The 8,357-nt window shown below is 57.5% G+C and carries 6 protein-coding genes; 5 read left to right on the plus strand and 1 reads right to left on the minus strand.

Features of this window, described 5'->3' with window-relative positions; genetic code table 11:
• The first annotated feature begins 542 nt into the window (after window positions 1–542).
• The 5 genes from ureG (at window position 543) to P8014_RS20150 (ending at window position 7,823) form a co-directional block, all read left to right on the plus strand.
• Window positions 543–1,154 (plus strand): urease accessory protein UreG, encoded by a 612-nt coding sequence (gene ureG, locus P8014_RS20130; RefSeq protein ID WP_337819123.1) that lies wholly within the window; start codon window positions 543–545, stop codon window positions 1,152–1,154.
• Between the two features lie 446 nt (window positions 1,155–1,600).
• Window positions 1,601–2,524, plus strand: a complete 924-nt coding sequence (gene gcvA, locus P8014_RS20135; RefSeq protein ID WP_337819124.1) for a transcriptional regulator GcvA — start codon at window positions 1,601–1,603, stop codon at window positions 2,522–2,524.
• 45 nt (window positions 2,525–2,569) lie between these two features.
• Window positions 2,570–4,987 (plus strand): CoA transferase, encoded by a 2,418-nt coding sequence (locus P8014_RS20140; RefSeq protein WP_337819125.1) that lies wholly within the window; start codon window positions 2,570–2,572, stop codon window positions 4,985–4,987.
• A 136-nt stretch (window positions 4,988–5,123) separates the two neighbouring features.
• Window positions 5,124–6,281, plus strand: a complete 1,158-nt coding sequence (locus P8014_RS20145) for an iron-containing alcohol dehydrogenase (protein ID WP_337819126.1) — start codon at window positions 5,124–5,126, stop codon at window positions 6,279–6,281.
• Window positions 6,282–6,326: 45 nt separating this feature from the next.
• Window positions 6,327–7,823, plus strand: coding sequence for a CoA-acylating methylmalonate-semialdehyde dehydrogenase (locus tag P8014_RS20150; RefSeq protein WP_337819127.1), 1,497 nt, complete (start codon window positions 6,327–6,329; stop codon window positions 7,821–7,823).
• Between the two features lie 340 nt (window positions 7,824–8,163).
• On the opposite strand, the gene P8014_RS20155 is transcribed toward P8014_RS20150, so the two are convergent.
• The coding region (locus P8014_RS20155) for a hypothetical protein (protein WP_337819128.1) at window positions 8,164–8,357 on the minus strand (194 nt) is incomplete at its 5' end.

Raw genomic sequence — 8,357 nt, forward strand, 5'->3', positions numbered from 1 at the left:
TCACCCAAGAGTATTCCAGGCTATCGAGTCCATAGGGAAACAGTAATTCTATCATATCTATAGAATAGAACAAGGATAAACGTAGCAAACATTACTAGACTTAGTAGGGGTTCCGGCAGGACGCCGGCCAAGCAGCCCTTCGCAGGACGCGAATGGCTGCGGGCCCCGTTCAGGCGTGCGTTCGCGAGGTTGCCTGTCAGGGACAAGCGATCCTGGGGGTGCGTTTCTTTCGCCGGTTTCTTTGCGCACTCAAAGAAAAAATCGCCGGGAGCGATTTTTCACGTCAGCCCCGAAGGGGTGAGGCGCAGGGATGCGCCGAACAAATCGGCTCGGGCGCGTCACCCAAGCAGGATCAATATTGGGAACGCCGATTCGCGCCCGAAACGTGCTTCAGCGTCAAAAACAGGAAAAGCTTCCACCATCGAGTCGCCAACAGAAACGACATACCTCGAATCGCGCCCGAAACAGACCCCGATAGCTTGATGAGTCGCTGTTACCCCAGCACATAAAAACTTGCAGACACGAATTCAAAGGAGAACAAAATGAGCCAAGAAGCTGCACTCCGCGTCGGCATCGGCGGCCCGGTCGGTTCCGGCAAAACGGCCCTGGTCGAAGCCCTGTGCAAACACATGCGCGACCAATACGAGGTCGCCGTGGTCACCAACGACATCTACACCCGCGAGGACGCCGAGTTCCTCATCAAGCACGCGGCGCTGCCGGCCGAACGCATCATGGGCGTCGAAACCGGCGGTTGCCCGCACACCGCGATCCGCGAGGATGCGTCCATGAATCTGGCCGCCGTGCGCGAACTGCAGTCACGGTTCCCGAAGCTCGACGTGGTGTTCGTGGAAAGCGGCGGGGACAACCTCAGCGCGACCTTCAGCCCCGAACTGTCCGATCTGACCATCTACGTGATCGACGTTTCGGCCGGCGACAAGATCCCGCGCAAGGGCGGGCCGGGCATCACCAAGTCCGACCTGCTGGTGATCAACAAGATCGATTTGGCCCCGCATGTCGGCGCATCGCTGGAAGTGATGGACCGCGACGCACGCAAGATGCGCGGCGAGCGGCCGTTCGTGTTCACCAACATCCGCGCCGGTCAGGGCGTAGCCGAGGTGGCGGATTTCATCGTTCGGCAGGGGATGTTGGATTGAGGGTGAACGCGGATGGTTTGAAATGGTCGTTTGCGACTTACAGCAGACGGTTAACCCCATTGAGGTCAAACGTCAGATGTACGGTGTGAAGCCGTCGTTCGGTGGAATTTGTTCGCGCCTCGCGGATTCAAGATAAGCATCCGGCGCCGGGTTGGTCTGCGGCTTTGCCGCGGCAGAGCAGAAACAGCAATGTTGGGTTGAATCGCGAGTTGGACGTCATTGCGCCAGCACCTTGTTGCCGTGCGCAAAAGTTGCCTTACGAATTATTCCGTCTGCTACTTCTATGGATACGGCGCATTTTCACCTTTGGTGGGCGCCGGCTAATCATGCAAGGCAAGCAGGGACATGACGCAAGACCTGCCCCATAGACCTCTCCATTTCCTCTGGCGTCTGGCCGGGTGTTACATTCACCAGCCAATATTGACTGTCGACCGGTATCCGCGTAAGTGAAAAAGCGTCTCCCTCCGCTTAACTGGCTTCGTGCGTTCGAAGCGTCCGCTCGACACCTGAACTTCACCCAAGCGGCTCAGGAATTGAACCTTACTCAAGCGGCTATCAGTCAACAGATTAAGGCTCTGGAGTCGCAACTGGAGACATCTCTGTTCAAACGATTGCCTCGGGGACTAGAACTGACTGAGGCGGGCATGTCCTATTTTCCCGTCGTGCGGGAGGCGGTAGAGTGTCTGGCGGCGTCAACCGACGAGATATTTGGGGAGGGGCACCGCCGCACGCTTGTTGTGCGTACTAGCCTGGTTTTCTTCACGCATTGGCTTGCCATGCGCCTGCCTCGATTTCGCACCCTGAATCCTGAGATCAATATTCGGATCGACAGCAACATCTGGGTTGACGATTCTGAAACCGACGCTGATCTGGAGATCCGCCACGGGCAGGGGCGTTGGCGGGGCTTGAAATCGGAGCGCCTTACTTGGGATACGCTTTTGCCGGTCTGCTCGCCGAGTTTGCCAACACCGCATAGGCCGCTGAGTCAACCTCTCGACTTGGCCCACCACCAGTTGTTGCATGTGTTGGGGTATGAAGAAGGATGGGGATTTTGGCTGAAGAAAAACCACGCTGACAGCGTTGATTCGTCCAAGGGGTTGCAGTTCGATACGCTGATCTCCGCACTTGCCGTCGCCGAGTATGGCCAGGGGGTCGCGCTGGCGCGCTCCTCGCTAGTGCAGCACCTGCTGGAGAACGGTCGCCTAATTGCCCCCTTGGAAAATTCGGTGACTACGCGAGAAGCGTTTTTTCTCGCATATGCCCCACAAAATATGGTTAATCAGGATGCCGCGGCTTTCGCCGAATGGCTGTTGCAGGAGGCGTTGACTTTCCGAGACGAAACCTCCCTTCAAGGCAGCGATCCTCTTTAGCGATAAGATCTATAGTCAAGCCATAAAAATAACGCTGCAGTAGCGATGATCCTCGGCGATCTCGGCGCTACTGTCGTTCACATCGACCCGCCTAACGGTCCGCTCTGGGATAGCCCTGCAAACGCTACGCTCAACCGCAATAAGCAATGCCTTCGTCTGGACCTGAAGAGTTCGGAAGGGCTGAGCCAAGCCCTCGAACTGATTGCGAATGCTGATGTGGCGATTGAAAACTTTCGCCCAGGAGTTATGGCGGGTTTGGGGGTGGATTTCTCGGAACTGCGCCATAGCCGTCCGGAACTGATCACACTGTCTATTCCTGGTTTTTCCAGCAACGACGAGCTGCGTCGTGAGTGGCGTGCCACGGAGGCCATTATCGCTTCCGCGTCGGGCGTGTTTACAGACATGGGTCAAAACCGGGTATTGATGGGTATCAACCCCAGTTTCTCGCCACTCCCCTTGGCCTCGGCCTACGGCACAATGCTGGCCGTATCCGCGGTTGTGCTGGCTCTGCAGGCGCGGGAAAAGAATGGTCTTGGCGATGAGATTGAAGTGCCACTTTCATCTGCTGTCATGGAAGGCCTTTCTTACAACTCCATCAAGATAGACGGCTATCCGTTGCGTTACAAAACGCTGCGCGAGAAGGAAATTGAGCGGCGTAGGGCTGAGAACCTGCCATTGAACCTCAGCTACGAGGAGTTGCAGGAGTATCTGGACCCTTTCTACCGAACCTACGAGTGTGCCGATGGACGCAAATTCTATGCGGTTTGTCCTTCCCACCGCTCGCATGCCAGGCGATGCCTTCAGGCCATGGGGCTGTATGAAGAAATGCTCGCAGAAGGTTTGCCTAGAGTCGATAATCCCTATCTTCCCATTGACCAGTGGGAAGGCGATTCCTCTTTGGGGGTTTACCCGCTGCCGGCCGCCTGGGCAGCGCGTATTTCAGCCAGGATGAAGGACGTCTTTCTCACCAAGACTGCTGCCGAATGGGAAGTCATTTTTGGTGAAGGTCAGTTCCCAGGGGCACCACACCGTTCCACTCGGGAGTGGCTCCATGACAAGCATGCCAATACCGCCGGCCTCGTGATCGACGTAACGGATCGCGATTACGGCGTCATGAAGCAACCCGGGCCGGTCGCTTGGCTGGAAGGTTGCTCAGAGCCGATGCTTAATCCGGTTTCTCGACGAGACGTCACTTTTGACGAAGCATTGGCGACGCTGCAGGAACGTCCGATGACAAACCTGCCGGAACCTCGGCTGGAGGAGCAGGGTGGTTGGCTGGACGGTGTGAAGATTCTTGATCTCACTAACGTCATCGCCGGCCCACACTCCACTTCGTTTCTCGCTCGTTTTGGCGCAGACGTGATCAAACTGGATCCGTCCGTACCAAACTATGACCCCTGGAACACGGTGGTATTCGGTCTTTCCTCTGCCCGTGGCAAGGAAAGTGTTTTGGTCGACCTCCATAACCAAGACGGTCGTGAGGTCTTTAATCGGCTGGTGCGTGAGGTCGACGTTATCGTCATGAACGCACCGGATCGTCAATTGGCTCCCTTGGGCCTGGATGAGGCGAGCCTGCAGGCGGTTAATCCCGAAGTGATCTTCTGCCAATTGGATTGTTTTGGCGGACCTCGACGTGGGCCGCGAACCGACTACCTCGGATACGATGACCTGATTCAGGCGACCACTGGCATCATGCTGCGCTTCGGTGGCGGCATGGATACTCCAGAAGAGCATGCCCATGTCGGCACTATTGATGTGATGTGCGGTTTTGCCGCTGCGCTCGGTGTTGCCACAGCTCTGTATCGCAAGCATCGCTCCGGTGAAGTTCTCAGAGCTCGCACTTCGCTGGCAGCATTGGGCAACCTGGTTCAGATTCCGTTCTGCTACGACTACGAGGGGCGCGGTCCCTTTGATGAACCGTCCGGGCGCGAAGCCATGGGTTATAGCGACCTGTCACGCTTTTACCGTACCTCCGATGGTTGGATCTATCTCGACGCTGACGAAAGCGAATTGGACAAGTTCAGCGCCATTGCTGAACTCGCCGGCGTGACCTCGGCGGGTGACCGCCAGTCTTTCCTGAACGACGCGATATGCAAAATGTCCAGTGCCTCGCTGCAGGAGCGCCTGCAAACGGCGAACATCGCGGCGGCATCTCCAGACAACATCGACAGCCTGCGCCAGCGCTACAGCCGTGATGCCGATGGTCAGCCCGGCGTCGACAAAGGCAGCTACTCCTTCAGCGTTTATAGCGACCATCCGAGCGGCCATGAGATCACGCAACTTGATCCCTATGCAATTCGCCCGCGCGTTTCGCGCATCCGCGCTCTTCCGCCGGCGGAGAAGTTCGGGGCTTCCACTCGCAAGATTCTCCAACGAGTGGGCTACAGCGCTGAGCAGATCAGCTCATTGTTGGAAGTCGGAGCGGTCAGCGAGAGCTGGAGCGACGAGTACCTTCCGAGCTAGTCGTCAGGATTCGAGATCCGAGGTTCCAGTTCGATAGCCACACAGGGACTGAAGCGCCTCAATACCCCACCCCCCTGAATAACGAGTGATTAAGCCTTTTCGCGGGCCCGCTCATGCTTAAAAAGGAGAGTTCACCATGGCTTACGTAAGCATTCTCCCCCGGATACTGCAAAGCGGCGCCGGCGCCAGCCAGCAAGTACCGCAGATCTTGTCTGGGCTCGGCTGTCTGCGTCCACTGATCATCACGGACCGCATGATGGTGGAGCTGGGTTATGCCGGTCGCATCCAACAGGTGCTGGCCGATGCCGGCAGCCAGGCCGACGTCTTCTCGGATACCGTGCCGGAACCGACTGTCGCTTCGATTCAGGCTGGCGTCGCTGCCGCTCGTGAAGGTGGTTACGACAGCATTATCGCGCTTGGAGGGGGCAGCCCCATCGACAGCGCCAAGGCCATCGGCATCCTGGCCAAACACGGTGGCGAGATGCGTGACTATAAGTTCCCACGCGATGTGACCGAGGCCGGGTTGCCCATCATCGCGATCCCAACAACTGCGGGCACAGGTTCTGAAGTAACCCGCTTCACGATTATCACTGACGAAAAGAGCGACGAGAAAATGCTCTGCGCGGGGGCAGGTTTCATGCCTGTCGCTGCACTGGTGGATTACGAGTTGACGCTGAGCCTGCCGCCTCGTGCGACTGCCGATACCGGAATCGATGCGCTGACCCATGCGATCGAAGCCTATGTCAGCAAGAAAGCCAGCCTGTTCAGCGATGCGCAGGCTCTGGCGGCCATGCGTCTGATCGGCCCCAATCTGCGTCGTGTATTCCACCGCGGAGATGATCGGGTGGCTAGGGAAGCCGTCATGCTCGGTTCAACCTTGGCCGGCATGGCGTTTTCTGCCGCATCCGTTGCATTGGTGCATGGTATGAGCCGGCCGATAGGTGCGTTCTTTCACGTGCCCCATGGTCTTTCCAACGCAATGCTACTGCCTGCAGTCACCGCCTATTCCATCCCGGCAGCCCCTGATCGATACGCCGATTGCGCGCGTGCAATCGGCGTCGCAAGTGCCACGGACAGCGTTGACGCGGCTGTTGGGAAGCTGCTTGGTGAGCTTGAGGCCATCAATGACGAATTGCAGGTTCCGACACCGGCACTGTTTGGAATCGATCGAGACCAGTTCTTGGAACGGATGCCAACCATGGCCCAACAGGCATTGGCGTCAGGATCGCCCGGCAACAATCCCCGCGTCCCCAGTGAGGCCGAGATCATCGAGCTCTACCGCAGTCTCTGGTAAGCCCCGAAGCCATTTTTAACTATTTGAATGTAGGAGGAATCCCTCATGAACATCGTAGGCCACTTGATCAACGGTCAGCTTGTCTCGGAGACGAACCGTACCCAAGACGTCTTCAACCCGGCGACGGGTGAGACTGCGCGCCAGGTAGCGCTGGCTTCTGCCGAAACGGTGGAGCGCGCGATTGCCGCAGCCGAGGCCGCCTTTCCAGCATGGCGCGATACACCGCCGATAAAGCGTGCTCGCGTGATGTTCCGCTTCAAGGAGTTGCTGGAAAAAAACGCCGATACCATTTGCCAGATGATCGGTGAAGAACACGGCAAGATCGCCCATGACGCAGCCGGCGAACTGCAGCGTGGCATCGAGAATGTCGAGTACGCCTGCGGGATCCCTGAATTACTCAAGGGAGAGCATAGCAAGAATGCGGGCCCGAACATTGATTCATGGAGCGAGTTTCAACCACTGGGAGTGGTCGCAGGCATCACACCGTTTAATTTCCCGGTGATGGTGCCTTTGTGGATGTTCCCGATGGCGATTGCCTGCGGCAACTGTTTCATTCTCAAGCCGTCAGAGCGTGACCCGAGTGCCACCTTGTTCATTGCCCAACTGCTGAAAGAAGCGGGTTTGCCTGACGGTGTGCTCAACGTTGTCAACGGTGACAAGGAAGCGGTGAATACCCTCCTGCGTGACCCCCGTGTTGAGGCGGTGAGTTTCGTCGGTTCGACGGCTGTAGCCGAGTACATCTACTCCACCGCGACCGCTCGCGGAAAACGTTGCCAGGCTTTGGGCGGTGCGAAGAATCACGCCATCGTGATGCCTGATGCGGATATCGACAACGCCGTTAGCCAACTTCTTGGCGCGGCGTTTGGTTCGTCCGGCGAACGCTGCATGGCGTTGTCGGTTGCCGTCGCGGTGGGCGATGCCGTTGCGGATGCGCTGGTCGACAAGATGCGCGAAGCAATGAAGAACCTGAAGGTCGGCGCCTATACCGATAGCAACAACGATTTCGGCCCGGTGATTACCCGGCAGCACCAAGAGAAGGTGGTTGGTTACATCAACAGCGCGGAGGAGCAGGGCGCAACGGTCGTCGTCGATGGTCGGGAGCCGCGTATCCCCGGCTATGAAAAGGGTTTCTTCGTCGGTGGCACGCTGATCGATCACGTGACGCCGGAGATGGTCAGCTACAAAGAGGAAATCTTTGGGCCGGTACTTCAGGTCGTGCGCGTGAAGAGCATGCAGGAAGCCATGGACCTGATCGATAACCACGAATATGGCAATGGCACATGCATCTTTACCCGCGACGGTGAAGCCGCCCGTTACTTCTCCAGCAATATCAAGGTGGGCATGGTCGGCATTAATGTTCCGCTGCCGGTGCCCGTGGCATACCACAGTTTTGGCGGCTGGAAGCGCTCGTTGTTTGGCGATCTGCACGCCTACGGTCCCGATGGCGCCCGTTTTTACACACGCCGCAAGTCGGTAACGCAACGTTGGCCGTCGTCCGGGATTCGTGAAGGTGCGGAATTCTCCATGCCAACCATGAAGTGATTGAACCGGTTACCGCCCGAACGCATGTCTCATGCTCGGCGCAGCAACCATAGTCCCGATTCTTGCGGTTGGACCCGGTAGCTTCTGACGAAGCTACTCGGGTTCAACCGCAGGACAAATCAGCCTGTTGGATCAGGATAACTTCGCTAATTGATGAATTAAGCTCAATTCAATAACAGATTCATGATCAGGAGACGATGACGTCGTCCTGACACGGACGACGTGCACTACACCCCTATCGAGCCTGAATGCAAGGCGTACTCACCGGACGGTTACATCGATCCGCGCCCGAATCGCCTTGAAACCAGGGCCGTCCCGCTGTGGATGGCCATCTGCCTTCTCATAGACGCCAACCTTGTTGCTCAATGATCTGCATACGCACCTGCTGCTGAGGCGGCTGGATACCCGGCGTATGCGGATTGACCGAGGCTAGGAAAGGCAAGCAGAGCGCTGCTGCAGACAGTGCCACAGCATATGCATGGAGGCGCAAGCCTTGGCCCGGCTCATTCGGGCGTATGGCGTCCGGCGAGTGGG

This window comes from Acidihalobacter sp. (assembly GCF_037381185.1).
Lineage (GTDB): Bacteria > Pseudomonadota > Gammaproteobacteria > DSM-5130 > Acidihalobacteraceae > Acidihalobacter_A.